The 26848-nt window shown below is 45.7% G+C and carries 24 protein-coding genes; 8 read left to right on the top strand and 16 right to left on the bottom strand.

Annotated features, from left to right (window positions below):
- Positions 1–2 precede the first annotated feature (2 nt).
- On the top strand, positions 3–1343 hold the full coding sequence (locus K7R11_RS09575) for a GntP family permease (RefSeq protein ID WP_224490325.1): 1341 nt from the start codon (positions 3–5) through the stop codon (positions 1341–1343).
- Positions 1344–1406: 63 nt separating this feature from the next.
- Here the strand turns inward: K7R11_RS09575 and K7R11_RS09570 are convergent, their stop codons facing one another.
- Positions 1407–2315: a hypothetical protein gene (locus tag K7R11_RS09570; protein ID WP_224490324.1), complete on the bottom strand. Its 909-nt coding sequence runs from the start codon at positions 2313–2315 to the stop codon at positions 1407–1409.
- Between the two features lie 129 nt (positions 2316–2444).
- On the opposite strand from K7R11_RS09570, the gene K7R11_RS09565 reads away from it, so the two are divergent.
- From K7R11_RS09565 to K7R11_RS09550, 4 genes are all read left to right on the top strand, one after another.
- The gene (locus K7R11_RS09565) at positions 2445–3461 is read left to right on the top strand and encodes a formimidoylglutamase (RefSeq protein ID WP_224490323.1); all 1017 of its coding nucleotides are present in this window, start codon (positions 2445–2447) and stop codon (positions 3459–3461) included.
- Positions 3461–3946, top strand: coding sequence for a GNAT family N-acetyltransferase (locus K7R11_RS09560; RefSeq protein ID WP_224490322.1), 486 nt, complete (start codon positions 3461–3463; stop codon positions 3944–3946). Before K7R11_RS09565 ends, K7R11_RS09560 begins: the two co-directional genes overlap by 1 nt.
- Positions 3947–4056: 110 nt before the next feature.
- Complete coding sequence (locus tag K7R11_RS09555; protein WP_224490321.1) at positions 4057–4209, top strand: hypothetical protein; 153 nt, start codon at positions 4057–4059, stop codon at positions 4207–4209.
- 104 nt (positions 4210–4313) lie between these two features.
- Positions 4314–5066: an MBL fold metallo-hydrolase gene (locus K7R11_RS09550; RefSeq protein ID WP_224490320.1), complete on the top strand. Its 753-nt coding sequence runs from the start codon at positions 4314–4316 to the stop codon at positions 5064–5066.
- Positions 5067–5365: 299 nt separating this feature from the next.
- On the opposite strand, the gene ettA is transcribed toward K7R11_RS09550, so the two are convergent.
- Positions 5366–7060 carry an energy-dependent translational throttle protein EttA gene (gene ettA / locus K7R11_RS09545; protein WP_224490319.1) on the bottom strand — a complete coding sequence of 565 codons (1695 nt, stop codon included), beginning with the start codon at positions 7058–7060 and terminating at the stop codon, positions 5366–5368.
- A gap of 30 nt (positions 7061–7090) precedes the next feature.
- Positions 7091–7273, bottom strand: coding sequence for a CAL67264 family membrane protein (locus K7R11_RS09540; protein ID WP_224490318.1), 183 nt, complete (start codon positions 7271–7273; stop codon positions 7091–7093).
- A 213-nt stretch (positions 7274–7486) separates the two neighbouring features.
- On the opposite strand from K7R11_RS09540, the gene K7R11_RS09535 reads away from it, so the two are divergent.
- Positions 7487–9115, top strand: coding sequence for an acyl-CoA carboxylase subunit beta (locus tag K7R11_RS09535; protein WP_224490827.1), 1629 nt, complete (start codon positions 7487–7489; stop codon positions 9113–9115).
- A 302-nt stretch (positions 9116–9417) separates the two neighbouring features.
- Here K7R11_RS09535 and K7R11_RS09530 read toward each other — a convergent pair whose 3' ends face one another.
- A complete protein-coding gene (locus K7R11_RS09530; RefSeq protein ID WP_224490317.1) occupies positions 9418–9936 on the bottom strand; it encodes a GNAT family N-acetyltransferase in 519 nt (172 codons plus the stop codon).
- 131 nt (positions 9937–10067) lie between these two features.
- Positions 10068–11408, bottom strand: a complete 1341-nt coding sequence (locus K7R11_RS09525) for a M24 family metallopeptidase (protein ID WP_224490316.1) — start codon at positions 11406–11408, stop codon at positions 10068–10070.
- A gap of 112 nt (positions 11409–11520) precedes the next feature.
- Between K7R11_RS09525 and K7R11_RS09520 the strand changes: the two genes are divergently transcribed.
- Positions 11521–11943 (top strand): DoxX family protein, encoded by a 423-nt coding sequence (locus K7R11_RS09520; protein WP_224490315.1) that lies wholly within the window; start codon positions 11521–11523, stop codon positions 11941–11943.
- A 533-nt stretch (positions 11944–12476) separates the two neighbouring features.
- Here K7R11_RS09520 and K7R11_RS09515 read toward each other — a convergent pair.
- From K7R11_RS09515 to K7R11_RS09470, 10 genes are all read right to left on the bottom strand, one after another.
- Positions 12477–13577, bottom strand: a complete 1101-nt coding sequence (locus tag K7R11_RS09515; protein ID WP_224490314.1) for an AMP-binding protein — start codon at positions 13575–13577, stop codon at positions 12477–12479.
- Positions 13578–13623: 46 nt separating this feature from the next.
- The gene (locus K7R11_RS09510) at positions 13624–14547 is read right to left on the bottom strand and encodes a CPBP family intramembrane glutamic endopeptidase (protein WP_224490313.1); all 924 of its coding nucleotides are present in this window, start codon (positions 14545–14547) and stop codon (positions 13624–13626) included.
- Positions 14548–14713: 166 nt separating this feature from the next.
- Complete coding sequence (locus K7R11_RS09505; protein ID WP_224490312.1) at positions 14714–15778, bottom strand: o-succinylbenzoate synthase; 1065 nt, start codon at positions 15776–15778, stop codon at positions 14714–14716.
- Complete coding sequence (locus tag K7R11_RS09500) at positions 15779–16456, bottom strand: metal-dependent hydrolase (protein WP_224490311.1); 678 nt, start codon at positions 16454–16456, stop codon at positions 15779–15781.
- A gap of 40 nt (positions 16457–16496) precedes the next feature.
- Positions 16497–18464, bottom strand: a complete 1968-nt coding sequence (locus K7R11_RS09495; RefSeq protein WP_224490310.1) for a sensor histidine kinase — start codon at positions 18462–18464, stop codon at positions 16497–16499.
- Between the two features lie 1165 nt (positions 18465–19629).
- Positions 19630–20373, bottom strand: a complete 744-nt coding sequence (locus tag K7R11_RS09490) for a LytR/AlgR family response regulator transcription factor (RefSeq protein ID WP_224490309.1) — start codon at positions 20371–20373, stop codon at positions 19630–19632.
- 32 nt (positions 20374–20405) lie between these two features.
- Positions 20406–21314 carry a 1,4-dihydroxy-2-naphthoate octaprenyltransferase gene (gene menA / locus K7R11_RS09485; RefSeq protein ID WP_224490308.1) on the bottom strand — a complete coding sequence of 303 codons (909 nt, stop codon included), beginning with the start codon at positions 21312–21314 and terminating at the stop codon, positions 20406–20408.
- The gene (locus tag K7R11_RS09480; RefSeq protein ID WP_224490307.1) at positions 21307–21924 is read right to left on the bottom strand and encodes an SPOR domain-containing protein; all 618 of its coding nucleotides are present in this window, start codon (positions 21922–21924) and stop codon (positions 21307–21309) included. Before K7R11_RS09480 ends, menA begins: the two co-directional genes overlap by 8 nt.
- A 25-nt stretch (positions 21925–21949) precedes the next feature.
- A complete protein-coding gene (locus K7R11_RS09475) occupies positions 21950–22801 on the bottom strand; it encodes a 1,4-dihydroxy-2-naphthoyl-CoA synthase (RefSeq protein ID WP_224490826.1) in 852 nt (283 codons plus the stop codon).
- Between the two features lie 58 nt (positions 22802–22859).
- Positions 22860–23690 carry a CvfB family protein gene (locus K7R11_RS09470; RefSeq protein WP_224490306.1) on the bottom strand — a complete coding sequence of 277 codons (831 nt, stop codon included), beginning with the start codon at positions 23688–23690 and terminating at the stop codon, positions 22860–22862.
- 151 nt (positions 23691–23841) lie between these two features.
- On the opposite strand from K7R11_RS09470, the gene K7R11_RS09465 reads away from it, so the two are divergent.
- Positions 23842–26259: a glucosidase family protein gene (locus tag K7R11_RS09465; RefSeq protein ID WP_224490305.1), complete on the top strand. Its 2418-nt coding sequence runs from the start codon at positions 23842–23844 to the stop codon at positions 26257–26259.
- 384 nt (positions 26260–26643) lie between these two features.
- On the opposite strand, the gene K7R11_RS09460 is transcribed toward K7R11_RS09465, so the two are convergent.
- Entirely contained in the window at positions 26644–26817 is a 174-nt protein-coding gene (locus tag K7R11_RS09460; protein ID WP_224490304.1) for a hypothetical protein, read from the bottom strand.
- Positions 26818–26848 lie beyond the last annotated feature (31 nt).

Genomic DNA, 26848 nt, shown 5'->3' with positions numbered 1-26848 from the left:
TGATGAACGAACACTTAATTCTTACCGCCGTTGTTACCGGAATCGCACTGCTGCTTTTTCTTATCCTCAAATTGCGGATCCATGCCTTCCTATCCTTACTGATCAGCAGCATAGTAGTTGGATTGATCGCCGGGATGGGACCCGACCGGATCATAGGAACAGTTCAAAGCGGGATGGGGGGAACACTGGGATATGTGGCCACGGTTGTCGGGCTTGGAGCTATTTTCGGAGCCATACTGGAGCATTCCGGAGGAGCGAGGGTCATTGCATCGCACCTATTGGAACGGTTTGGTATACGCAAAGCCCCCCTGGCTTTGTCCATAACAGGATTTATTATTGCCATTCCGGTATTTTTTGAGGTCGGATTTATTCTGATGGTGCCCATGCTTTATGCGTTGCAAAAACGAACCGGGCGTTCTCTTTTGTTCTATGCAATCCCGCTTTTATCAGGACTGGCGGTAACCCATGCATTTATACCTCCTACTCCCGGACCCATAGCCGTAGCCGATATAATTGGAGCCGACCTGGGGAGTGTGATCATGATCGGTATCCTTGCCGGAATCCCTACTACCCTGGTAAGTGGATTGTTTTTCGGTAAATTTATTGGCAACCGCATTTATGCACCTGTACCAGAGGCAGTACAAGATCAGTCCTCCGAAAGTACCCTTAGTTCAGGCTTCAGCCTGGTATTATGGCTTATTGCCGTTCCCATCGTACTTATCCTCTGCAACACCCTCCTGAATAGTGAGGTTAGCGGAATGGAAAATACGGGCGTGGCATCCTTGTTCGCATTAATAGGTCATCCGTTTTCGGCTTTGATCATAGCCAACCTGTTGGCGTGGTACTTTCTGGGCATACGAAAAGGAGTAAGCCGAAAGGACCTTCAGAAGATCAGCAATAAATCTCTCGCTCCGGCGGGGATCATCATTCTCATCACCGGTGCGGGTGGAGTGTTCAAGCAGGTACTGATAGACACGGGTGCGGGTGAAATTCTCGCCAATTCCCTCTCAGACTTAGGCGTACCCATCCTGCTTTTTGCATTTATAATGGCCGCTCTGGTGCGTATCGTACAGGGCTCGGCAACTGTTGCTATGATTACTGCCGCAGGGTTGGTGGCACCGGTTATTGACACAGCATTCTCTTCCCTGGAAATGGCCTGCATGGTTATAGCAGTAGCCTCGGGCGCCTCGATCTTTTCGCATTTGAACGACAGCGGATTCTGGCTGGTAAGTCAGTATCTCGGATTGGATGAGAAACAAACCTTCCGATCGTGGACGATGATGACCACCTTACTGGCGCTCACCGGGCTGGCATCTGTCGGTTTCATTTCCCTATGGGTATAAAAAAACATCAGCCCGTAAAACGGGCTGATGTCATTATGATCTGAAAAGTGGGTATCTGATCAATTATTTTAGTTCGAACTGGGCTGACCCTAGTTCTCTCAGCTTCTCATCAAATACTACTACATTATAACTTCCTTCAGCAAAGTCTGCTTCTCCTGGTTTGTTCAGGAAATCACAAACATCAAGAGCAGTGTTCTCATAGTAGAAGCTTGAAGCCTTACTGTAGGTAATGCTGTTTCCTTCCTGTCCTTCTTCTTCAGGCTGGATGGCGGCTACAGCGCGCTCTCCAAGGATCTGACCGGATGGATCAGTAACCTGGATGTAGAATTGCTTTGCTCCTGGCTTGGCAATTCTGTTAGCCAGTACGGTATAGCAAATTCTGATCTTATCGGCACGTCTGTTATTATTAACGGTTACCAGTTTTCCACTGTTACGCTCTTTTACGGCCTCAACAGTAAATTTACTTAATCCTAAAGCAGATCCGGTTTCAACAACCTTAGCCAGTTGGGTGTTCTGAACAAGCAGGGAATCCGTAAACATAGATTGCTCTTCCAGGGCTACCTTAGTACTGTCTACTTCCATAGCCAGTAATGCATTAGACGATCTTAAGGAATCGTTCTGAGCAAGCAGGTATTCACGCTCTTTGGTAAGCTGACGAACCTGGCGTCTGTAACGGGAAAGGGCACTGATATCTGCCTTCATGGTCTTAACAGAATCAATATACGCAGAGATCTTATTTCTGGCATCCACCAGCTGTGCATTTGCAGATTCGCTTTCAGAAATGGCACGGTCGTAATCTGATTTCAGATTGTTCAGGTCTTCAATTACAAGATTTTTTTCCGATACCAGTTTAGCGGTGGTTTCTTTCTTGTCATTATACAAACTCACTGTATAAAAGACAGTAGCAATAAGTGCAGCGGCCAGTAAACCGGCGATCACTTTTAATCCGTTATTACTTTTTGTGTCAGTCATAATTTAGTTTTTAAATTTATTGGGGCGTTAATATAGTCTTTCTTTTTTATAAATTACCCACCGCTATATATACGCACAGAAATTTATTTTAGATTATTTTCGCACTCATTTAAGAATTATTTTTATATAATGCCTTCAAAATTAATCACTTACGATTTAAAAAAAATTCATTCCCTGACCAAAATCCGGGCCGGAGAAACCAAGTTTGGAGAGAAAACGGAGGTGCTTAACTCCGGGGGAGATCTGGAGGAACAGTTACAGGCTTCCGGAGCCAGGTTCGTGCTTTTTGGTATTCCTGAGGATATCGGGGTTATGGGGAATCACGGGCAGCCGGGAACCAGATATGCGTGGGAAGCCGCATTGAAGGCCATTCTCAATATGCAGCACAACGCATTTACCAAAGGGTCCAAAGTACTTGTACTTGGACATCTCGATTTTTCTGACTCCCTTAAAAGCATTGAAGGGCTATCCGGCGAAGAACGGATTTTAAAGTGCAGAAGTATCACCGAAGGCATCGATAAGGAAGTTACAGACTTGGTAAGAAAGATCGTTTCTTCAGGTAAGAAACCTATTATCATTGGTGGAGGGCACAATAATGCATACGGCAACATTAAAGGAAGTTCCCTTGCGCTTGGATTAGGCATCAATGTACTCAATATCGATGCCCATACCGACTTTAGAAAAAGAGAATCAAGGCATAGTGGCAATGGGTTTAGCTGGGCCTATTATGAAGGCTTTTTGGATAAATATTTCATGTTCGGCATTCATGAAAATTATACTTCCAAAAAAATCTTTAAAAAGATAGACCAGGAGGACCGCATTGCCTACAACACCTTCGAGGAGCTGTTTATAAGAAGGGAAAAGGGCCTGGAGTTCGAGATCAATGAGTCTATAAATTTTGTCAAAGGCGGAAAATTCGGTCTTGAAGTCGATATGGACGCCATTGCCTATATGCCCAGCAGTGCGCATAGCCCTTGCGGACTAAGCCTGGAAACCGTAAGACAGATGGTGTTTAATGCATCGAGATCAAAGAACGCGACCTACCTCCACCTGTGTGAGGCAGCACCCGATCCGGATAACCCCAAAGAAATGGCTCTAACAGGGAAAGCCCTTGCCTACCTGGTGTCTGATTTTATAAGGAAGTAATGACGGCAAACAGCGATATTGAGATCGTACCTTATCAAAAGCGTTACCAGCCACACTTCATAGCCCTGAATAAGGCCTGGCTGGAAGAATACTTCTACGTTGAAGATCACGATATGGTTATCCTGAATTCCTGCGAGGAACACATTATACAAAAAGGCGGCTATATCTATTTTGCAATACAAAATGAGGAGGTTGTAGGGTGCTATGCCCTGCTCAGGGTCTCGGAAAAAGTTTTCGAACTGGGAAAAATGGCAGTTGATAAAAATTTCAGAGGTCAGCATATCGGACACCTGCTCATGGAACATTGCATGGACCTGGCCCGATCGGAATCCTGGGAAAAGATTATTTTATATTCCAGCGTGAAACTAAAAAATGCCCTGCATATCTACCAAAAGTTCGGTTTCAGAGAAATTCCATTGGAAAAAGACGCCCCTTACCAAAGAAGCAGTATTAAAATGGAGAAAATAATTTCTAATATAAAGTAATTTTCGTCTACAAAATCAGGCAGTTAAAACGTTAAAAAGTACAAACTCTACTTTTTTTTCTATATTAGCAGTCGCAAACCCAAATTGTTAACCTATAAATTAGCATTACCATGACAACCTTAATCCAGGAAGTTAATGTTGCACGTCTTACTTCTGTTGCAACCTCGGGATTCGTAATCTGTCTCGCCTTGCTTATTGTAGCGCTTTACAGGAATTTAAAGCTGAAAGCGGAGAACAATCGCTTAAAAGCGGACCGATCCTGAATTTTCCTCAAAATCAACTTCTTATTACTTAAAGGGATTCACCATCCCCCATACACTAATTGATAAGATGAAGGGTTTTTCGTAACTTTAAAAACAAAAAAGTTATGAAAACACACCTTGGTTTACTATTGTCTTTTCTCTTTCTTCTTTCTTTGCAACCTATAGTTGCCCAGGAAAATGCTGCCGATGTTATAGGAGATATAACGATCCAACCTATTGTACACGGAACCTTGGCCATCACCTGGAAAGACCAGACCATATATGTAGACCCGTATGGTGGCGCGGAACGATTTTCGGAAATTGCTGCTCCCACCCTGGTTCTTATCACAGATATTCACGGGGATCACTATAACGAGGAAACCCTGAATGCCCTGCCTGTTCAGGACGCCCATTTTGTGGTTCCTCAGGCAGTACACGATTTGTTACCCGATAACCCTGCACGGGCAACCTCAGTAATCGGAAATGGGGAAAAGACTACTGTAAACGGCATTGGCATCGAAACCATTCCGATGTACAACCTACCGGAAACCGAAGAGAGCCGGCATCCTAAAGGCAGAGGTAATGGATACATTCTAACGCTTGGCGATCAACGCATTTACATTAGTGGAGACACCGAAGACATTCCCGAAATGCGCAACCTCGAAAACATCGACGTTGCTTTTATATGCATGAACATGCCCTATACCATGACCGTGGAACAGGCAGCAAGTGCAGTGAACGACTTCAAACCGCATATTGTTTACCCATACCACTACCGGGGCCGCCCGGAAATAAGCGATACGGAGAAATTTAAGGCGTTGGTAGAAGCAGAAAACAAAGATACCGAGGTAAGACTCCGAAATTGGTATACGGAATGATACCTGCCATCCCTTTCGGGAGGAAATCCTTTCGTACCGCTGGGTAGGCAGGAATTGTGAATGAATGGTGAATGATTCAGGATAAGAGCGAAGAATTCTAAAAGATATACCTTTAAAAGGTATAGGGAAAATAAAAAAGCGGATCTGTTACAGATCCGCTTTTTTGATGCTATACAGGGAGAGCACTTTCACCGTTCCGGGTTTCCCGGTCAGGAAGAGAGGTTTACCTCAAGAGGTATAAAGGTTACAAGCAAATACACTGCAACGGTGCACAAACCTGCCCTTCTACTCTCTACTCTCTAGTCCCTAATCAGCTTTTTATACTTAATACGTTTCGGAGTAACATCTTCTCCCAAACGTTTACGTTTGTTCTCTTCATAATCTGAGAAAGAACCTTCAAAGAAATACACCTCACTATTTCCTTCAAAAGCAAGAATGTGTGTACAGATCCTGTCCAGGAACCATCGGTCGTGGGAGATCACCACGGCACACCCTGCGAAATTCTCCAGTCCTTCTTCCAGCGCCCGGAGGGTATTCACATCCAGGTCATTGGTAGGCTCATCCAGAAGCAGAACGTTTCCTTCTTCTTTCAGGGTCATGGCCAGGTGGAGTCGGTTACGCTCTCCCCCGGAGAGGGCCGATACCTTTTTGTTCTGCTCACTTCCTGAGAAATTAAACCTGCTCAGGTAGGCTCTCGAATTTACCTGCCGCCCACCCATCATGATCAGTTCCTGACCTTCAGAGAAATTTTCCCAAATGGTCTTCTCCTGGTCAATATCTTTATGCGACTGGTCTACATAGGCGATCTTCACGGTATCTCCCACCTTGAATTCTCCTTTATCGGGCTCTTCTTCTCCCATGATCATCCGGAAAATGGTGGTCTTCCCAGCTCCATTGGGACCAATAATACCTACGATTCCCGCCTGTGGCAATTTAAAGTTCAGGTTTTCATAGAGCAATTTGTCGCCAAAAGCTTTGGCAACCCCACTCGCCTCGATCACATTGGTTCCGAGACGCGGACCGTTCGGGATATAGATCTCCAGTTTTTCATCGAGTTGCTTTTGATCTTCATTGAGTAATTTGTCGTAATTATTCAAACGTGCCTTTTGCTTGGCCTGTCTCCCTTTAGGAGCCATTCGCACCCATTCCAGCTCGCGCTCCAGGGTTTTCTGTCTTTTAGAGGCCTGTTTCTGTTCCTGTGCAAGACGCTTTGCCTTTTGATCCAGCCAGGAAGAATAGTTTCCTTTCCACGGAATACCTTCTCCCCTGTCCAGTTCCAGGATCCATCCCGCAACATTATCCAGGAAATAGCGGTCGTGTGTTACGGCAATTACCGTTCCCTTATATTGCTGCAAATGCTGCTCCAGCCAGAGCACAGATTCGGCATCCAGGTGGTTGGTAGGTTCATCCAGTAAAAGCACATCCGGTTCCTTCAGCAAGAGTCGGCACAAGGCTACCCTTCTGCGCTCTCCTCCCGACAACACCTTTATCGGGGTATCCGGTTCCGGGGTACGCAGGGCATCCATGGCCACCTCCAGTTTATTGTCCAGTTCCCAGGCATTGACCGCATCGATTTTATCCTGGAGCTCGGCCTGCTTATCCATCAGTTTCTGCATTTTATCTGCATCCTCATAGACCTCAGGCAAACCAAACATATCATTGATCTTATTGTACTCGTCCAGAATGGCCACAGTTTCTGCAACACCTTCCTTTACTATCTCAAGTACGGTCTTTTCTTCATCCAGCTGTGGTTCCTGCTCCAGGTACCCTACGGAATACCCGGGTGCAAATACCACATCGCCCTGGTAATTCTTATCGATCCCTGCAATGATCTTCAGCAAGGTCGACTTTCCGGATCCGTTCAAACCGAGGATCCCGATCTTCGCTCCGTAAAAGAAACTCAGGTAAATATTTTTCAATACCGGCTTGTTAGCGCCGGAATAGGTTTTGGACACCCCCGACATCGAAAAGATCACTTTTTTATCGTCTGACATACGTTCTTTTAATTTTTAAAACAATACCACTTATACTCTTCCTTTGAGTGCATTGAACACCCATGCAATCGAAAAGAAACCTACTCCTACTGCGGCAAATCCCCATCCGGCTACTTCCTGATATTTAAATGCTCCCATAGCAATGAGTCCGAGCCCCACAAAAATCATGATCCAGGTGGCCCAAGCCAATACTGTATTTTTATTCATACTCATTTTCTTGTTCTGTATTTGATTCTGTTAGTTTTTGATACCTAAAGCGGGCAAATATCGTTAAAATTAAGGAAATTTATGCGGAATTAAATCCCTATTGATTTTGTATTTTAGCTAGGTGTTTACAGGGTCCGATCACGGCCCGGTACCATGGCCGTCCGGAGATCATCCCTGCTTCGGGCCCGGATCAAATAATACCAACTCAAAAATTGCATGATGGATATCAACTTCAACAAAAACGAAGATCACAATAAATTACTGGTTTCTGCATTAAAACAAAAATTGGCCAAGGTTGAAAAAGGCGGGGGCGAAAAGCGCATTGCCAAATTACACGACCAGGGAAAACTAACGGCCCGTGAACGCATCAGCCTGTTACTGGACAAGAATTCGGAACACCTGGAGATCGGGGCATTTGCCGGAGATGGGATGTATGAAGAACACGGTGGCTGCCCGTCCGGAGGTGTGGTAGTAGTGATCGGGTATGTAAGTGGAAAGCAATGTGTTGTAGTGGCCAACGATGCAACAGTAAAGGCCGGAGCATGGTTTCCCATCACAGGCAAGAAAAACCTGAGAGCCCAGGAGATCGCCATGGAAAACCGCCTTCCCATCATCTACCTGGTGGACAGTGCCGGGGTCTACCTCCCCATGCAGGATGAGATCTTTCCCGACAAAGAGCATTTCGGCCGTATTTTCAGAAACAATGCCATTATGAGTAGTATGGGAATCACCCAGATCGCTGCTGTTATGGGCAGTTGCGTGGCCGGAGGGGCCTACCTCCCTATCATGAGTGATGAAGCGCTGATCGTGGATAAGACCGGAAGTATTTTCCTCGCAGGAAGCTACCTGGTTAAAGCCGCGATCGGAGAAAATATCGATAATGAGACCCTGGGCGGGGCCACCACCCACAGCGAGATCAGCGGGGTTACCGATTATAAAGCCAAGGACGATAAGGATGCCCTGCAAAAGATCAGGAATATCATGGATAAGATCGGGGATTTTGAAAAGGCCGGATTTAACCGGTCCAAACCCGCCAAACCTAAGGCAGACCCTGCCGAGATCTATGGCATACTTCCAAAATCCAGGGGCGATCAGTATAATATGATGGAGATTATCCAACGCCTTGTGGATAACTCGGAATTTGAAGCGTATAAGGAGGGCTACGGACAAACCATTATTACCGGTTATGCCCGAATCAACGGATGGGCTGTAGGTATCGTAGCCAACCAGAGAAAGGTGGTGAAAACCAAAAAGGGTGAGATGCAGTTCGGAGGGGTTATCTATTCAGATTCTGCAGATAAAGCCACCAGATTCATTGCCAATTGCAACCAAAAGAAAATACCCCTGGTATTTCTTCAGGACGTTACCGGTTTTATGGTAGGCAGTAAATCAGAGCACGGAGGCATTATCAAAGACGGAGCAAAAATGGTGAATGCGGTGAGTAATTCCGTAGTTCCCAAATTCACGATTGTCATTGGAAACTCATACGGGGCCGGGAATTACGCCATGTGCGGAAAAGCGTATGATCCGCGCCTTATATGTGCCTGGCCAAGTGCAGAACTGGCTGTTATGGGAGGTTCCCAGGCCGCAAAAGTACTGCTGCAAATCGAAACGGCGGCAATGAAAAAGAAGGGTGAAACCATCACCAAAGAAAAAGAACAGGAACTCTTTAATAAAATAAAATCGCGATATGATGAGCAGGTATCGCCTTATTATGCCGCCGCACGCCTGTGGACGGATGCGATCATCGACCCTGCAGAAACCCGAAAATGGATTTCCATGGGTATTGAAGCTGCGAATCACGCCCCGATAGAAAAAGACTTTAACCTGGGCGTGATCCAAACCTGATGTCATTCGCCCCTGCAACCTCTTTGCAGGGGTATTTTTAAAGGCTACCATGGAAGATTTCAGGAAGATATCTGGCAGATAATGAAGGATGGTAAGAGTAATTTACAGGATTTTTTAACCGTCAAATACAGCCAGCTAGCTCAAGCTATGCCCTAAAAACTCCCTTCTCACGACTAACGACTCACAACTCCCCACTCCAACTCCAACTCCAACTCAAACTCCCTACTCACGACTCCCAACTCACGACTAACGACTAACGACTCACAACTCCCCACTCCAACTCAAACTCAAACTCAAACTCCCTACTCCCGTGACCCCACCTCCTCCCTTCGGATCCCGAAAACGAATTCATCGTGCAGGACACCATTCTTAAAGACGGTTTTTTTAAAATGTGCTTCCTTTTTGAATCCATTTTTAAGCAGCACTTTCTGGGAGGCCTGATTCTCAAAAAAGGTTTTGGCGAAGATCCGTTCGATATCAAAGGTTGCGAATCCGTATTCCAGCATCCATGATATCGCTTTAGTCATGATACCTTTACCCCAGTATGGTTCTGCCACCCAATACCCGATCTCGGCATTTTTCCGGTGAATGTCCTCCTGGGGATGAATCCCTATTCCGCCGATCACTTCGTTATTGATGGTAATCGCAAAACTGCGTAATGGATTGCGACTTAAGGCCTGTTCAATGAAAGCAGCAGCATCCTCCTCGGAATACGGATAGGTAAACTGATCGGAAAGGAAACGGGCTATTTTCGGATTATTGGCATGTTTTGCCAGGCTCCCGATATCTGATCTCTTAAATGGCCTTATGTGAATATCCATGACTTAGCAATTTCAATGGAACATTAAAAAATGAGGCTGCTTTTGAGTTCCTAATACTCCGGGATGCCATTACAAACTATGCTGAAACCGGCAAAAAGGCAGGCGCTACATCCCTTCTGTTTTCAGCCCCTTTATTCTCCTAAATGATCTTTTACACGGGGAATAAGCAACAGGTCGGTCTGTCTGCCTTTGACATACCTGAACCCATTATCTCCCCAAAATCCGGCTTCTTCCAACATCACCCGGATATCCCGGTTCCATTCTTCGATATGCACGGTGGTATTCAGTTCGATCGCGTAAACTGTATTGGGAAAAAGCGTATAATCGCCATCGCCGGGCACTCCTCCCTGGCTGTCCCACATCCCTATGGTAGGGCCTGCAGAATGCCCATAACTACCCAGGGGATGGGTATAGATGGCCGGATGCAACCCCTCCGCCTTGCCTTGCTTTAAAGCAGAGAGGAGGATCTCGTTACCCCGTCTTCCTGTCTTAAATTGATCCGTTAAAATATCCTGGACCCTGTTCCCTTCCTCCAGGGCGTCAAGGAGAAAATCCGGAGCATCCGTTTCTCCGGGTTTCAATACATAGGCCAGTTCCTGGCAGTCTGTATTCAGCCTCAGGTAAGTGATTCCAAAATCGCAGTGGAGGAGGTCTCCGGGCTGAATGATCTCCTGATCCGGCCGATCTGAAAATGAATACAGGTGCCCCGTAAGGCCTTCATTATTTCGCTGCACATCCACCGTTGGATGAAACCAGGTTTCCAATCCGAGCTGAGTGACCTTGTCCCGCATCCACCACTCCACATCGGTGGTCGTGGTAACTCCCGGGGTGATCACCTTTTCAGAGAAAGCTTCTGCAATAATATTGTGGGTGATCTCCACTAATTGTTCATAGATCATCATTTCCCGGGGTGTACGAGTTTCGATCCACCCAACAGCCAGGGGCTCGGCGGATACGATCCGCTCCTCCAATTCCGGTTCCAGATAAGACTTAAACTCCTCCAGATCGGTATGTACCAATCCGTCGGCAATGTTGAAATGCTCTGAAAAGTTGAGAGCTATTTTCTGCGGATCCCGCTCTTTAATAAGTTCCACCAGCCTTGCCCATTGGTCGGGTTGCTGCTCCTTATCCCAGGCCCCTTTGATATTGGCTCCGAAATCATAACGGGCTACCGCCAGTTTCTCGAGGGTATCCTTTTCCCGATCGCGGTAAAACAGCAAAATGGTTCTTCTTCTGGCATTGAGCCAGGTGGCAGGCAACATGGTCCGGAGTACGGGATCCTCGTTATATTCCCTGGAGATCACCACCCACATATCAATACCCGACCTGTCCATCAGTTCGGGTAACAGGTGATTCAGGCGTTCTGCAAGGATCTCATCGACCACTCTTGCCCGTTCCCGTTCCGGCAATATTTGTTGCCCGAAACCACAGTGCATGCCAACGAAAAAACAAAGGATCAAAACTCGTATCATTTTACTAATTTTTTCAGAAAAATACTGCATATCTGAGAGATTCAGAAACCCTGGCGCACCTATTTTATAAGTCATTGATTTTTAGTAAATTAAGACTATAAACAAACTGATTATGGAAACTGTAAAAAACCTCAATAAGTGGGCCAATGCGCACACTTATTATCCGCTCGACCTGTTGCGAATTGCCCTGGGTGTATTTCTTTTCTTAAAAGGCACAAAGTTCATTGCAAACAGTCAATACCTGATCGATCTGATTGAACCCTTCCAGGGATGGATGGGATCTATGATGATGATACATTACGTGGCTCCCGCTCATATGGTAGGAGGCATCCTCATCGCCTTTGGCTTACTAACGAGGTGGTCTGCTGCAGCCCAATTACCAATCCTCATTGGCGCAGTAGCTATCAATTTTGTGGGAGAGATGCATACCGCGAACCTGATCCTTTCCCTGGTTGCCCTGGTGCTTTGTCTATTCTTTCTTTTCTACGGAAGCGGAAAACACTCTGCCGACTATTACTTCAAGATGCAGCAGTAAACTTTTTGGTGAGTCGTTAGTAGTGAGTCGGGAGCTTGCCATCCCATACGGGAGGAAATCCTGCCTGTGCGAAGCACGGTAGGTCGTTAGTAGTGAGTTGGCAGTAGAGAAACGTCAGGCCTTGAAATGATGGATCATTAAAGAGGTATGGAGTGAATAGAATCCCCGAAATTTAAAAATTCACGATATCCGCTTTCTTCACTTTTTGAAAGACAGCCCTGTAAACTTGCAGGCAGGGTAATGTCTAAAATACAGATTTGGCATGTTCCAGGCTCGAAGGTGAATCCTCTAACCGGCCCTGATCCCGGTTCCTTATGACCATATGTGTAAGCACAGATAAAAATTCTTAGGTTGGAAAAGACAGGTGCAATATTCGGTGTCCCATAAACTGATTTTCGTTACTGAATACATGTATAATACGGTTTCCGTCCTAAAATCAAATCCGACTAATGCATTCAAACAGGTAAGTTCACGATTCACAACTAACCACTAACGTCTCCCCACTCACGACTCCCGACTAACTACTCCCCCGACTAACGACTCCCTACCTGCACCTTTTCAAGGGTAGCATGCCGGATCACCTTACCGTTTTCTGTTTCTTCGAACCGATCGGTAAAAAGGAGCGATTTTGGCATTTCATATTTTCCGAGGCCTTTTACCTTTTTCAGGGTATCCCAGTAATCATCTTCCTTAGCCGGGTCATCTTCAATTACCATAACGAGCTTCTCTCCCAGCTCCTTATCCTTCATCCCGCAAACGAAAAAACGGTTGCTCAGGGATTGGGCAAACTTCTCTTCGATAAGTTCCGGGATAAGCTTTACACCTCCGGAGTTGATCATATTATCGTACCGGCCCAGCCATTCGAACTGGTTGTTATCTACAATACTTACCAGGTCATTGGTTACCACGGTCTCATCGGTAATGTGAGGGGCATCGATCACCAGGCATCCCCGCTGATCGGTTTTAATGGAAATGTTCGGAAGCACCCTGAAATAGGACTGCTCCACTTCTTTCGCATTCTTAAAATTATTGAGTTGACGGGCTGCGATATGGGTAACGGTTTCCGTCATCCCGTAGGTTTCATATACCATCGTTCGCTTGTCCTGAATACTTTCGATAAGCTCCCTGCTTACGGGTGCTCCTCCTACTATCAGCTTTTTAATACGATCGAGATCATCCAGAGAATTATAGAGCTGCATGGGTGTGAGCGCCGAAAAGTCGTAGGATTCTTCTGTTTTTTTCAGCGGTTTTGAACCCGGCTCTACCAGATCGATCTCCAGGCCGAGTATCATAGCCCTTACCAGCATCATTTTTCCCGCTATAAAGTCGGCAGGCAACGCATGCAGCGCAGTATCTCCGGGATTAAGTCCAAAAAAGTCTCCGGAAGCCAGAGCTGAATTAACCATATATTGCTTATCGACCTTTACCCGTTTTGGGCGGGAAGTAGATCCTGAGGTAGTGACCTCAATGAAATCATGATGATCCAGCCAATCCATTAAAAAGTTACCAACAGACTTTTCGAAGGGTTTCCCTTCTTTGACGAAGCTATAAGCCACCTCCTGCAGATCTTCCCTGCTGAAAGGATTTCCATTGAGCTTAAACTTCAGGTGTATTTTATCGTACGTGGGATTCATAATGTAAAATTACTTTTTATTCCTATGGTAACAAAGGGGAAAAGTATTATTGATCTACAGCAACAACCGCTTCTTCCTTAGCGACTTTACCCGTCAATCTTTCAGACCAGTTCGTCCATCCATATCGCTTCCCAAAAATCCATAATAAAGCAGGGAAAACGATGAAAACCGGAACCACAACATCGAATCCTATAGAGGGTTCTGCAATATCCCTTAATACCGAAGGAGTTTGAAAGGCGGTCCAGTTCGCGGTAACAAGCAAGGCGGTAAACAAATTATTGGCAGCGTGGAACCCGATGGCCAGCTCTAAACCTTCATCCATCAGGGTTAACACACCCAGGAAGAAACCAGTACCGATGTAATACAACATAATGCCATAGCCCAGTTTCCCCACTTCGGGATTCCCCAGGTGCAGTAATCCAAAGAACAGGGATGTAACCACCAGTGGTAACCATCTGTTTCCCGAATAAATTCCTATCCCCTGCATCAGGTATCCTCTGAAGAAATATTCTTCAAAGCTGGTTTGCAGAGGGATCAGCAAAATACCAACCAGGGCCAGCTGTAAAAACATCATCAGATCAAAATTCCATTTATAATGCTCCGGCTTTAAACCATAATCGACGAACACCAGTATGGTGGTCACCGCTCCCCAAAGGAAAAAAGCGAAAAATATCCTTCCCCAGTCGATCTTTTTCCGGGAAGTGGTCAGGGCCGTGATCGATTGCTTGTGAATATATTTCACCCAAACCAATAGCATCCCCAGGGCAAAGGCAAAAGGCAGCAGCATCTGTATTAAAAAATTGATCTCTCCCTCCTGCTCGATCATTTTGGCCATCATCTGTTCTATTTCCCCTTCCGGCAAAAAGAGCAGAACGATAAAATTCAGGGCCATATACCCCAGGAAAAGTCCGGGAATAATAAGGTATTTCCAAAGTTCAGGTTTCCCTTTATATGCTTGTTCTATATACATCGTTAATAAGGATTTTGGGTCGTTAGTTGTTAATCTTTAGTCGTTAGTAGTTAATCGTTAGTAGTTAGTCGTTAGTTGTTAGTTGTTAGTTGTTAGTTGTTAGTTGTTAGTTGTTAGTTGTAAAATTAATAGGAATCCCCGGGATCTCATGTTTATCATTTCCCGGTTAATGGGCCTTGCCTCCTTTGATATGAAATGCCTCGGGCAATTCCCACTTGCTGCTTACATTATATTTAAGCATCCCGTTCCCGACTTCCAAAGGAGCCTGGATATTGTTGGTAAACAGACTTCCTGTCCCCAAGCCCTGAGGCATCGGATTGTGAAGGGTGTATGTATACTGCGCAATGGCATTGAGGCCTATGTTACTTTCCAGGGCACTGGTGATCCACCAGCCTGCATTAACTTCTCCGGCCAGGTCGATCCACTCATCACAGGCTTTAAAGCCTCCAACAAGACTGGGCTTAAGAATAATATACTGTGGGCGGATATGGTTGAGCAGCTCTCCCCTTTCGCTGGCAGAAAATACGCCTATAAGCTCTTCATCCAGGGCTATGGGTAAAGGTGTATACCGGCACAAGTCAGCCATCGCTTCCGGTTGTCCGGCCTTGATGGGTTGCTCTATCGAGTGCAGGTCCAGGGAACTTAAGACCTCCAGTTTTTGGAGGGCCTCCTGGTTAGAAAAAGCCCCGTTGGCGTCTACCCGAAGCTGTATGACATCCCTGGAATATCGTTTCCTAAGGGTCCTTAGCAAGGCGATCTCCGAATCAAAATCTATGGCCCCGATCTTCATTTTAATACAATCAAAACCCTGGTTGAGTTTTTCTTCGATCTGCTCCTGCATAAAATCAGGGTTGCCCATCCAGATCAATCCGTTAATGGCAATCGAAGATGTACCCTTTGTGAAATCGGATGGAAACAACAAAAAAGGATCATTCGACCTTAATGATAATAAGGCTTGTTCCCAACCAAACTGTATGGAGGGAAATTCGGTTAATTCCCGGTAGATCTCCTCAGGGTCCCGGTGAAGATTGTTGCAAAGCCAGTATAGTTTTTCTTCATAATCCGGCCGATCATCCACACTGAGGGTACGTAGGATCCCACACTCGCCTATTCCGGTTTTACCGCCTTCTTCGAGTATCAGAAACCAGGTTTCCTTAGTAGTGAGCACTCCCCTGGAAGTTCCGCTGGGACGTTTGAAATTGAGGACATACCTCAGGTATCTGCCTTCCATTTATAATTCTAAACTTTCACCGATCTCCAGTAACATCAGATCTTTGTTACTCTCATAAAATTTACGTTTGGCTTCCTCATGGTTGATCTCAATATATCCGAAAGTATCGTAATGATACCCTAGAACCTTATCGCATTCGAGAAAGTTAGCGGCTATAATGGCATCATCAACCCCCATGGTGAAATTATCTCCAATTGGCAGAATGGCCAGGTCAAGTTTGGTCTGTATCGGAATAAGCTTCATATCCCAGGTAAGGGCAGTATCCCCGGCGATATAGATATTCTTGTGCTCCCCTTCGATCACGAATCCACCGGGCTGTCCGCCATAGGAACCATCAGGAAAGGAAGAGGTGTGAATGGCATTCACATATTTTAGTTTACCAAATTCAAAATCCCAGTTTCCCCCGTGATTCATCGGGTGCATTTCCAGACCTTTATTTCCGAAATGGGAGGCGATCTCAAAATTAGAAACCACTACAGCACCGGTATTTTTAGCAATACGCTCCACATCCAGGATATGATCCTGGTGGGCATGAGTTACAAGTATATAATCTGCTTTAATCTCGTCAATAGCTACAGATGCGGCCTTCTCATTTCCTGAAATAAAGGGATCCACCACCAGGTGTACCCCGTTTACTTCGATGCCAAGAGAGGCATGACCGTAAAAGGTGATCTTCATACGATATCTCTAAATTGGTTCAGGTTAAAAGTAGTAAAATTTAACCAAAATTAAACCAGAATCGGGCTCCGGAAGCCTCGGTGTCTATCTGAAGATTTGAACGCAACTGATTGGCCAGACGCCTGATTAAACGAAGCCCCATAGACCCTATGGAAGTCTGCTCAAAATCGTCAGGCAGTCCCTTGCCATCATCCTTGTATTCAAAGGCGTATTCTTCGCCTTTATTTTGAAGGGTGATATAAATGTTCCCTTCTTTATTTTCGGCAAAAGCGTACTTAAAGGAATTAGACACGAGTTCATTCAGGATCAGGCCAATGGGAATAGCGCGATCTACATCCAACTTGGTCTTTTCAGCAGCAATATGAATGTTGGTTTGATAACCTTCCTTTTTAAATACCGAATGAATACTGGCTACGAGCGATTCTATGTATTCCTGCATTTCAATAACAGAAAGATCGTCGTTCTGATATAATTTCTGATGGATCAGGGCCATGGCCTTTACCCTACGCTGCCCTTCCTCCAGGGCATTGATAGCTGCCCTGCTCCTGGTGTTCTTGGATTGCAGGTTCAGCAGACTGGAAACCATCTGAAGGTTGTTCTTCACCCTGTGGTGGATCTCTTTTAACAGGGAATCCTTCTCCACCAGGGAGTCCTCAATAAACTGTTTCTGTTCTTCAATGAGCTTCTTGTTGCGAACGCTTTTCATATAAGCTACAATAAGTGCCACCACGCAAAGCAAACTGAATAAAAGCGCTACGATACTAAGGTAAATGATCTTTTCCCGTTCAAGGATCTCATTCTTATTATGCTCCAGGTCAATACGCTGCCGCTCCAGTTTTCTTTTGGTTTGCTGGTCCATATCAAAGGCCGCATACTGTCCGAGTAGTTGTTTATCCATTACCGACTTTTCCAGGGAATCCCTCCCATTCGAGTAGCGTCTGAGATACACCGCAGCCTTTTCCACTTCTCCCAACCCGAGAAGATGATCGGCCCTGAGATGGTAATATCGGAACTTATTTGAAGGTGATACCGTTCCTATTCCACCCACACTATCCAGGTACTTGCCGGCAATTTCCAGGTCTCTCTCCTTCAGATAACACTCTGCCAGATCGGTCCAGTATTCCGCAGTGTAATAAGGAAATTTACCGCGCTCGTAATTCCGGCCGGAAGACACCCCCTGTTCCAGGTAGGTAATGGCTCCCCGGTATTTTCCGAGATTTAGCATACACTTCCCTATCCCACCAAGGATCTGACCGCGAAGAAAGATGGCCTCCCTGAATTCTTCTTCAGAACTGATCCCCTGGATGTTTATATACTCATCGATCAGGGCTAAGGCCGTCTCGTATTCTTTAATAGCGGTAAGGTTTAACCGTCCATCCTGCCGTTTAAAATCGGCCCTTTTCCTGTGGTAGGCAGCCAGGGCAAAATTTCCTTCGGTCTTAACAGAATCCAGCGGATACCTGATCTCATAATCGGTAAGGGCGTGACGGTGCAGTCCCATTTTCTCATATACCGTATACAATTCTGTTTTTTCTCCGAGTCGTTCCTGGGCCTTTCGCACCTCCAGCTGTTTCTCGTACAGTTGCATCTCTGCATAAATCCCGTCAGCTACTTTTAACAGCCTTCGTTTCACCTCGAGATCCAGGTTGGCTTCATCTGCTAAAAGTTTATCGGCCAGATAGGCCCCTTTTTCAAAAGCCCCCAGGTCAAAATACACCTGGCAAAGCATGGTCTCATAATAGGGCCGGGATAGCGGATCGTCTGCAATATTGATCTTACTTATAATATCTTCCAACTTCTCCTTCCACCTGTAGGCCGAGATTCCCTGGTACTTTTGGCGCTTGTTGAAAAAGTAATCAAAGCGCTCTTCTGTATCTTCCAGGTTCAAAAAGGTGGTATAAGCATCGGCAGGCGGATCCTGGGTAACGGCATGAAGTCTCCCCAGGGTTAACAACGTTATCCCGAGGAGTACCAGTAGTGGTTTTGTATGGAGGAAATGGGTTCTCAATGTCTTATCAATAAATGAGCCGTTGTTACCTAAAAAAAGCCTAAAACTCGTATTTAGGCTTTCTTTGACTATTGCAGGCAGGCTGTGTCTGCCTGTAAAAACAATGAACATCTCAACAGCAGGGTAAACATAGCTGATTTCATCCCAACAAATAAACTTTTGTTGTATAACAGTAGCATCCTGTTGTGAATTTATGCCCTGTTCATCAAATATAAAAGTACGGGAATTAAGGAAAAAAAGTAAGAAATGTCAACTACAAAACTACCCCTAATAAACCTCAGATCGCAATGCGCTAAACCTCAAATCATTACATAAAAAAACGAGTTTTAAGGGGCGACTTAAAACTCGTTTAGGGCATCATTATGAAAAACAAGTTGTTATACTAATAATCAACTCTAATGTATCAACACCTCTAAAGTATGTCAGAATTACCTTAATAGAAAATGTATGTTGTGAATGTGATCCAAATTGTGGTGAGCAGATGAAAGTGTGTAGGGAGGGGGATGTTCAATGAATTGTGAGTGGTTAGTCGGGAATCGGGAATCGGGAGTCGGGAGACGGGAGACGGGAGCTTGCCATCCCTTACAGGAGGAGATCCTGCCTGTACGAAGCACGGTAGGTCGGGAGAGGTGAATTGTGAATTGTGAGTGGTTAGTCGGGAATCGGGAGTCGGGAGTCGGGAGCTTGCCATCCCTTACGGGAGGAGATCCTGCCTGTACGAAGCACGGTAGGTCGGGAGTTGTGAATTTTGAATTGTGAGTGGTTAGTCGGGAGTCGGGAGTTGTGAATTGTGAATGGATCTTAAAAATATTGATAGCATAAATATGTATAGGTCGCAGTATATACCACCCTATCTTTAATTTATAATCTATAATTCATAATCTATAATTTACAATTCCCCTTTCGTCATTTCCCTACCTGCCCTACTCTGTCTCTAAAACAAAAAAGAGTTCTGACGCTGGTCAGAACTCTTTCTCTTAAATCCATTCTTGCAGGTTATGAAGTTGGATCTATTGGGGTATACTATACTGATAACATTTAGGGCGGTGTAATCAGCATCAAACTAACAACACTGCTAATATATACAGTGCATTATCTTTGATGAAATTATTGTTGCCAGGTGACTACTATTTGTGGTAAAACGGAATTTTCCTGTGGCAGCCCCTTAGGAGTTCATATTGGACAGCACAAAATCCCTGAAATCCTTTGAGATCGGAATGGTCTCTCCATTGATCACGATATCCCGGGTATTAATGGCCTCAATATGGTCGAGATTGACGATATACGACTTATGCGCCCTGTAAAACTGATGCGACGGAAGTTTCTCAATATAATCCTTCATAGCAGAACGCACCAGGTAGCTTTTATCTTTGGTATGCACTTCCAGGTAAACGTTATCGGCCTTTACATAATGAATATCATCAAAGGCGATACGGTGATAATGCTGATTCTTTTTTACGAAAATCGAATTCCGGAGAATCGAATTATTCTCACTGGCCTGCTCTGCCCTGGTGGCAGCTTCTGCAACCTGCTCGTTAAAATTGGAAAGGGCGATCTCTATAGAAGTAAACAGGTCCTGCTGCTCAAATGGCTTAACCAGGTAACCGTTAGGCTTTACCGATTTTGCATTTTCCACGGTGGCCTTGTCTGAGTTGGAAGTCACAAAAATAAAAGGGATATTCTTGTTCTCGCGTATATATTTACCCACATCAATCCCTGTTCTTTCCGTGGCAAGGATCACATCGAGAAGGGCAAGATCTACTTCGTTATTCTCCAATGCTTCGATAGCACTTTCGTAATCGATAACGTTAGCGACAATGTTATAACCTATCTCCTCGAGCATAGATTGCATATCATCTGCGATGATCACATTGTCTTCTACAATGAGAATTTTAATAAGTTCGTCCAAGATACTAGTTGCGTTAGTTTGTGCTAATAAAACTACAAAAAAATATTAAAACTTATAAAAAACATGACAGAGAATACAAACGTACTGATAGCCAGCTTCTTAAGTTCCGGATCTACCAGTTCATCCACTTTTATACTGTTAAAACGCTTCAGGTGAAAAGCCAGCGGAAGGAAAGATAACACCCATAAGAGGTTCACCCAGCCATTGAAATTAACGATTAGGTATATGAGAGCAAAAATCATAGCCAAAACAATGAGAAGATTTTGGTATATCCGCGCTTTTTGAGATCCGAGTTTAACCGCCAGGGTTATTTTTCCGGAGCGCTCGTCGCTTTTACGATCCCGGATGTTATTCAGATTAAGCACCCCCACGCTGAGTAAGCCGATGCTGAATGCCGGAAGCCAGACGGTTAAAGACAATTGCTGTACATATAGAAAATAGCTTCCCACAACGCTCACCAATCCAAAAAACACAAATACAAAAAGATCTCCGAGTCCCCGGTATCCGTATGCAGAATCCCCAACGGTATACTTAATGGCAGCCACTACAGCCGCCAGGCCAAGTACAAAAAAGAAGAGAGAGTACAGGAACTTATCCTTCCCAAAAGCTATGTAGATAAGCACCACTGCAGATACCAGGGTGACCAGTGCAGTGAGTACCACTGCCCTTTTCATAGCTTCCGGGGTAATCGCCCCGCTTTGCAAGGCCCTTTGAGGCCCTACCCTTTCTGCATTATCGGTTCCCTTTACGCCATCCCCATAATCATTGGCAAAATTAGAAAGCACCTGCAACCCGATGGTGGTAAGCAAGGCCAGGATAAATATGGTATAATCGAATGCCCCCTGGCTGGAGGCCATGGCAGTTCCGGCTATGATGCCGGATACAGAAAGCGGTAAGGTACGTAAGCGTGCGGCAGAAACAAATGCCCTGATGTTATTCATTTAATTCGGGGTCTTCAATTTTAATGCGCTTCCCGTTTCTGTATGACGCTACAAAAGCATCCTTAAAGCCCAGTTTTACAAGGGCCTTCCTCAACTTTTGGGCGTCTTTCAGATTGGCGAAGCTGCCAAGTGCAAATTTATTATAGGGAAGATCCTTGTAAATATTCATATTAAGAAGATCTTCAGAAACCAGGTCCACATTTTCATTTACCAGGGCGGCTACCTGCACGGTATACACCACCTCATCATCCAGCGCCCGGTAATCCAGGGTTTGCAGGATGTGCTTCAGGTTCTCGATCTCTTCAGACTTTCCTTCCAGCGTACCCTGCAACTCTGCCAGCTGCCCCTTATCGAGTAATACCTTGTTTTCGGAACTTAACCGCTCCTGGTCGACAAAGATGGAAGGTTTTAAAAGATAGGTCACTACGATCACCAGGACTACCATGGCGGCCGAGACCAAAGACCAGAGCAATCGCACATTGGTCTTTCTGTATTTCTTATTCAGTAAACGCTGTTTTCTCAGCTCACGGGCAAGTCGCTCCTCAGATATCTCCTTCTCCTCCAAATGCCGGTGAATGTCTACAAGGTGTTTCTCTTCAACAAAAGGCATAAGTATTGGTTGTTATTGGTTTATATTACGGGATCCATTTAATGTCTTTAAAGTTAGGCTTTCTTTTTTCTAAAAACGCATTTCTTCCTTCTTTTGCTTCTTCGGTCATATATGCCAGTCGTGTGGCCTCCCCGGCAAACACCTGCTGACCTACCATTCCGTCGTCTGTAAGATTAAATGCAAATTTGAGCATTTTGATAGAGGTAGGCGATTTTTGAAGGATCTCCTGAGCCCACTCCCAGGCGGTTTGTTCCAGGTCGGCATGAGGCACTACTGCATTGACCATACCCATATCAAAGGCCTCCTGTGCCGAGTAATTTCTCCCGAGGAAAAAGATCTCCCTGGCTCTTTTCTGTCCAACCATTTTAGCGAGGTAGGCAGATCCGTACCCGCCGTCAAAACTGGTTACGTCGGCATCGGTTTGTTTGAATATGGCATGCTCTTTACTCGCCAACGTAAGGTCGCAGGTTACATGCAAACTGTGTCCGCCGCCAACTGCCCATCCCGGTACAACCGCGATAACAACTTTCGGCATAAAGCGAATAAGACGCTGCACTTCAAGAATGTTCAGTCGGGGCATTCCCTCGTCATCCACATATCCCTGGTGTCCCCTTGCATTCTGGTCGCCTCCGCTGCAAAATGAATATTTTCCGTCTTTGGATGAGGGGCCTTCTGCAGACAGCAATACCACCCCTATAGATGTGTCTTCACGGGCGTCCAGGAACGCTTCAAATAATTCTCCAACTGTTTTCGGACGGAAGGCATTTCGAACGTCAGGACGATTAAAAGCGATCCGGGCAACCCCGTCGCATTTTCTATAGGTGATATCCTCGTATTCCTTTACTGTTTTCCATTCCGGACTAGACAACTCGCTCATGGCCTGTATTTTGTTTTTCAATTTATAAAATTCTGATTCAAATCTGGTATTTGGGAAACTACATCAGGTAGATCCCATCCTCTTCTATACGAATGCTCTTTTGCTTGTATAAGACCCCTATGGCCCTTTTAAAGGATTTCTTGCTCATCTCCAGTTGCTCCCGGATCACTTCGGGTTCACTTTTATCGTGCAGCGCCAGAAATCCGTGGTTTTCCTCAAGCACCTCCATGACCTTTTGTGCACTGGGCTCCAAATTTTTAAATCCGAGCTGTTCCAGGGAAAGGTCGATCTTATTGTCTTCCCTTACCTTTTTAACCACACCGGTTAATTGTTCTCCAAGATGAAGCTTTTTATAGATCTCATCCTTATAGACCAACCCCTTGTACTTCCCGTTCACGATCATTTCCACTCCGAGGTCGGTATAGCGATACACCATGAGTTCTACAGTATCGAACCGGGAAACATCCGGTTTCCTGTTGTCAAGAAAACGATCGGTCTTACTGCTGGCCACCAGTCGGCCGGTCTTCTCGTCTTCGTACATATACACGATATACCACTTGCCTTCTTGCATTTTTCGGGCCTGTTCCTTAAAAGGAACAAAAAGGTGCTTCTCCATCCCCCAGTCCATAAATGCTCCGATATCATTCACATCGGCCACCTGCAGCAAGGCAAAGGAATTTATGGTGATCTTCGGTTTCAGGGTTACCGATACCGGGCGCTCCTCGTGATCCAGGTAACAGAAAACGTTCATGGTATCCCCTATTTCATAGGTCTCCGGAACGTATTTATTGGGTAGTAAGATCTCATTTCCATCCTCATCCCCCAGGAAAAGCCCCACCGAAGTATGCCTTAAAATATGAAGGGTATTGTAATCGCCTAATTTTATCATACAGCAAAAATAAATAAAAACCCTTCCATATTCAGAAGAAGTCACCGAATAAAAACAGGCCGGCAGCAATTCTGCTTTCCATGGTGTTCCCATAGCCCGGTTACTTCCATTTCCAACTTAATCCTTAACTTTAACCTTACAACCTTCCATTATGAAAAACCTGATTACTGCACTCACCCTTTGCTGGCTTTGTCTTAGCTGTAATACCGAAAAGTATACCCCGACAATGGCCACGATGATGTCTAATGCTGAAAGTATTCCCGGCAAGAAAGACTACCTGAATTCTCCCTTTGTCACTGCGGGAAACCGCCTTTATATGGTTGGCCATCAAAATGGGGATTTTCCCGAATTGGGATGGCATCTGCCCGGAGAAATGGGCGGGGTATGGGATCACCCGATAAAACTTCTCGACGGATTTGACCTCCGGATCAGTGCTGACAATCAAAATACCAGGCTCGACGATGCGCAGATGTTCCTGAACCTTCCTTATGCCAACAGGCATGAATTTCAACTGGAAGCCCAGCAGCTTAATGTTAGCCGATCGCAGTTTATTCCCGATGATATGGAAGGTATTGTGGTGGAATACATCCTGACCAATACCTCAGATACACCCCAATCCCTGCAGGCCGAATTCACGGTATACAGTGACCTGAGACCCACCTGGCTGGGAGAACAAACAGGCATGCAGGATGCCCGGGATACGGTAACGATACAAAAAGATAAGGCGCTTTGCATCTTCAGTGATAAGAATAACTCCTGGTATGCCCTTGTCCGGTCTTCCCTGCCTGCCGATGAGATGGTCTCTTCGGAAACACCTTATAAAGGCAGTGGAACAGCTGCAAGCTACCTGTTCACTTTGGCCCTGGAACCCGGAGAGCAAATTCCATTGAGATTCTATATCACCGGGAGCATCCAATCGGAAACCCGGGCCATGAACACCCTGAATTCCTTAAAAGACAACTGGCCTCAGTTCCTTAATCAGAAGGCAGCAAGATACGATCAGATCGCCAACCGATCTGCATTAACCATTCCAGACAAAGACCTGGAAGAGGCATTCCGGTGGCTGAAATACAATTGCGACTGGCTGGTGCGCAAGGTACCGGGTATTGGTACCGGTATCGGTGCAGGTATCCCAGATTACCCCTGGTGGTTCGGGGTAGACAGTGAATATGCCCTCCAGGGGTATATGATGACAGGGCAACGCGATGTGGTGTATAACACCATACGCCTGCTTGACAGCATTTCCATGGCCACCAACGGAAACGGCCGTATCGTGCATGAAGTTTCCACCAACGGAGCGGTCTTTAACCGGGGAAATATTAACGAAACCCCCCAGTTTGCCAGCCTCATCCGAACCATTTACGACTGGAGCGGAGATCGCGACTTTGCAGCACGGTATTTCCCCACTGTAAAAAAAGGGCTGCAATGGCTGGAAAATGAAAAGGATAAAGATGGAAACGGATTTCCGGACGGATTCGGAATGATGGAGATTCACGGACTGGACAGCGAAATGATCGATGTGGCCGTATACACCCAGAAAGGGTATGATGATGCCTCCTACCTTGCCGCTGCCCTGGAACAGGACAGCCTTTCCAAAGCCTATGCTGATAAAGCCGGGAAGCTCAAGGAAGCGATCAACCGAAGGTTCTGGTCGGAGCCCTTCAACTCCTATGCCGATTTCATAGGGACCGACGCCCAGGCCCTGAAACTTATCGAGGATGCCATCATCCGCGCCGACACCCTGAATAAACCCTGGGCCGTGGAAGAATTGGAGAACACAAAACAGCAGATCCTGGATAATCCTTCCTCCATGCCCCGTCCTTTTGTGGTACACCATAACTGGGTGGTAAATACCCCCATGGAAACCGGGATAGCCCCCAAAGAAAAGGCGCTGAAAGCCCTTAAAACCGCCGAAAACTTCGTGAATCCCTTTGGCGTTTTCGTGACCGGTATTGACCGGGATGAAACTGCAGGTTCAGATTCAGCCTCCTTTAAAGGCAGCAAGGTCTTTTCCTATACAGGGGCGGTAATGACCCTGCCCACCGGAGTTCAGGCCATCGCAGAAAATAATTACGGCAGGCCCGATGCAGCTCTGGACTACCTTAAACGCATGACACGAACCTTTGGGTATGCCCTTCCGGGGAGTATATACGAAGTATCTCCCGATTACGGGATGATGACCCAGGCCTGGAACATCTACAGTTTCGCTGTACCCATAATCGGACAGTTCTTCGGCGTGCAGCCCAGGGCCGCTTTGGAAACACTCATCATCCGCCCGCAAATGCCTTCCGAATGGAAGCAAGCCGGCCTCACCAACGTTGCGGTTGGAAACGGGGAGGTAAACCTCGACTATGCCATAGAAGATAGTGAGCTGTCCTATACGATATCACATTCCCTGAACAATTGGAAAACGGAGGTGATCCTGCCGAAGTCGCGCTTCGAAAAACCCTCCCTGGAGGAAGGTTCCTTTGAAATTACAGAAGATAGCGATCACTGGATCCTGAAAACCTCAGAGAATCGCATAAAAGTCAATGCTACGGTTATTACTATTGTTCATGAGAAACTGTAAAAAAGGTAGGGCGGCAGCTTTTTAAATTAATGTGCTGGTTGATAAGCCGATCACTCCTTCCATTCCAACAGTAAAAAATCAATAAGATAATCGTCGGGCCAACCCCTCCGCCCTTCGGGCACCTCCCCTGAAGGGGATGGCGATGTCTTTCCTTGATAAATCATATTAGAAAGAATTAAAAAGGTTCATGAAATGTGCCCGGTATGCTTGTATCAATTTGATAATTTAATCTTCCGTGCCTGGTAACATCGGAGCTCTAAAGGAGTAAAGGAGGCGAGGGCGCAGTCCTGCGTTCCGTTAAACCAGGGTCGCTAAAGAATAGGGAATTTAATAATTCCTTCTTTGCCGAAACTCCCTCATCTCTAATTCATAATCTATAATCAATCATCTTAATTTCCGTACCCCCTTACCCCCGTACCCCTGTGCCCGCTTACCCCCCTTACCTCCGTACCCCTGCCTGCCGCAGGCAGGTCCGTACCCCCTTACCCCCGTACCTCCTACACCCTTGAATAACTCGTTAATAAGTCCTCCCGGATTGGCTTCCTGCGTATAAAACATATTCATAGTTTTATACTAAAATCCTGTAATA

Source organism: Robertkochia flava (assembly GCF_020166515.1).
Classification (GTDB): domain Bacteria; phylum Bacteroidota; class Bacteroidia; order Flavobacteriales; family Flavobacteriaceae; genus Robertkochia; species Robertkochia flava.
The sequence above is the reverse complement of the archived record's forward strand: the minus strand, read 5'-3'. Positions and strand labels throughout refer to the sequence as shown.

Excerpts from the sequence above, each read along its gene's own strand:
- K7R11_RS09565 (WP_224490323.1), top strand. The coding sequence starts at position 2,445 with ATGCCTTCAAAATTAATCACTTACGATTTAAAAAAAATTCATTCCCTG.
- K7R11_RS09530 (WP_224490317.1), bottom strand. The coding sequence starts at position 9,936 with ATGGATATTCACATAAGGCCATTTAAGAGATCAGATATCGGGAGCCTG.
- K7R11_RS09475 (WP_224490826.1), bottom strand. The coding sequence starts at position 22,801 with ATGAGCGAGTTGTCTAGTCCGGAATGGAAAACAGTAAAGGAATACGAG.
- K7R11_RS09465 (WP_224490305.1), top strand. The coding sequence starts at position 23,842 with ATGAAAAACCTGATTACTGCACTCACCCTTTGCTGGCTTTGTCTTAGC.
- K7R11_RS09460 (WP_224490304.1), bottom strand. The coding sequence starts at position 26,817 with ATGTTTTATACGCAGGAAGCCAATCCGGGAGGACTTATTAACGAGTTA.
- K7R11_RS09550 (WP_224490320.1), top strand. The coding sequence starts at position 4,314 with ATGAAAACACACCTTGGTTTACTATTGTCTTTTCTCTTTCTTCTTTCT.
- K7R11_RS09575 (WP_224490325.1), top strand. The coding sequence starts at position 3 with ATGAACGAACACTTAATTCTTACCGCCGTTGTTACCGGAATCGCACTG.
- K7R11_RS09510 (WP_224490313.1), bottom strand. The coding sequence starts at position 14,547 with ATGTATATAGAACAAGCATATAAAGGGAAACCTGAACTTTGGAAATAC.
- K7R11_RS09505 (WP_224490312.1), bottom strand. The coding sequence starts at position 15,778 with ATGGAAGGCAGATACCTGAGGTATGTCCTCAATTTCAAACGTCCCAGC.
- K7R11_RS09515 (WP_224490314.1), bottom strand. The coding sequence starts at position 13,577 with ATGAATCCCACGTACGATAAAATACACCTGAAGTTTAAGCTCAATGGA.
- K7R11_RS09520 (WP_224490315.1), top strand. The coding sequence starts at position 11,521 with ATGGAAACTGTAAAAAACCTCAATAAGTGGGCCAATGCGCACACTTAT.
- menA (WP_224490308.1), bottom strand. The coding sequence starts at position 21,314 with ATGAATAACATCAGGGCATTTGTTTCTGCCGCACGCTTACGTACCTTA.
- K7R11_RS09480 (WP_224490307.1), bottom strand. The coding sequence starts at position 21,924 with ATGCCTTTTGTTGAAGAGAAACACCTTGTAGACATTCACCGGCATTTG.
- K7R11_RS09540 (WP_224490318.1), bottom strand. The coding sequence starts at position 7,273 with ATGAGTATGAATAAAAATACAGTATTGGCTTGGGCCACCTGGATCATG.
- K7R11_RS09570 (WP_224490324.1), bottom strand. The coding sequence starts at position 2,315 with ATGACTGACACAAAAAGTAATAACGGATTAAAAGTGATCGCCGGTTTA.
- K7R11_RS09470 (WP_224490306.1), bottom strand. The coding sequence starts at position 23,690 with ATGATAAAATTAGGCGATTACAATACCCTTCATATTTTAAGGCATACT.
- K7R11_RS09525 (WP_224490316.1), bottom strand. The coding sequence starts at position 11,408 with ATGATACGAGTTTTGATCCTTTGTTTTTTCGTTGGCATGCACTGTGGT.
- K7R11_RS09555 (WP_224490321.1), top strand. The coding sequence starts at position 4,057 with ATGACAACCTTAATCCAGGAAGTTAATGTTGCACGTCTTACTTCTGTT.
- K7R11_RS09500 (WP_224490311.1), bottom strand. The coding sequence starts at position 16,456 with ATGAAGATCACCTTTTACGGTCATGCCTCTCTTGGCATCGAAGTAAAC.
- K7R11_RS09535 (WP_224490827.1), top strand. The coding sequence starts at position 7,487 with ATGGATATCAACTTCAACAAAAACGAAGATCACAATAAATTACTGGTT.
- K7R11_RS09560 (WP_224490322.1), top strand. The coding sequence starts at position 3,461 with ATGACGGCAAACAGCGATATTGAGATCGTACCTTATCAAAAGCGTTAC.
- ettA (WP_224490319.1), bottom strand. The coding sequence starts at position 7,060 with ATGTCAGACGATAAAAAAGTGATCTTTTCGATGTCGGGGGTGTCCAAA.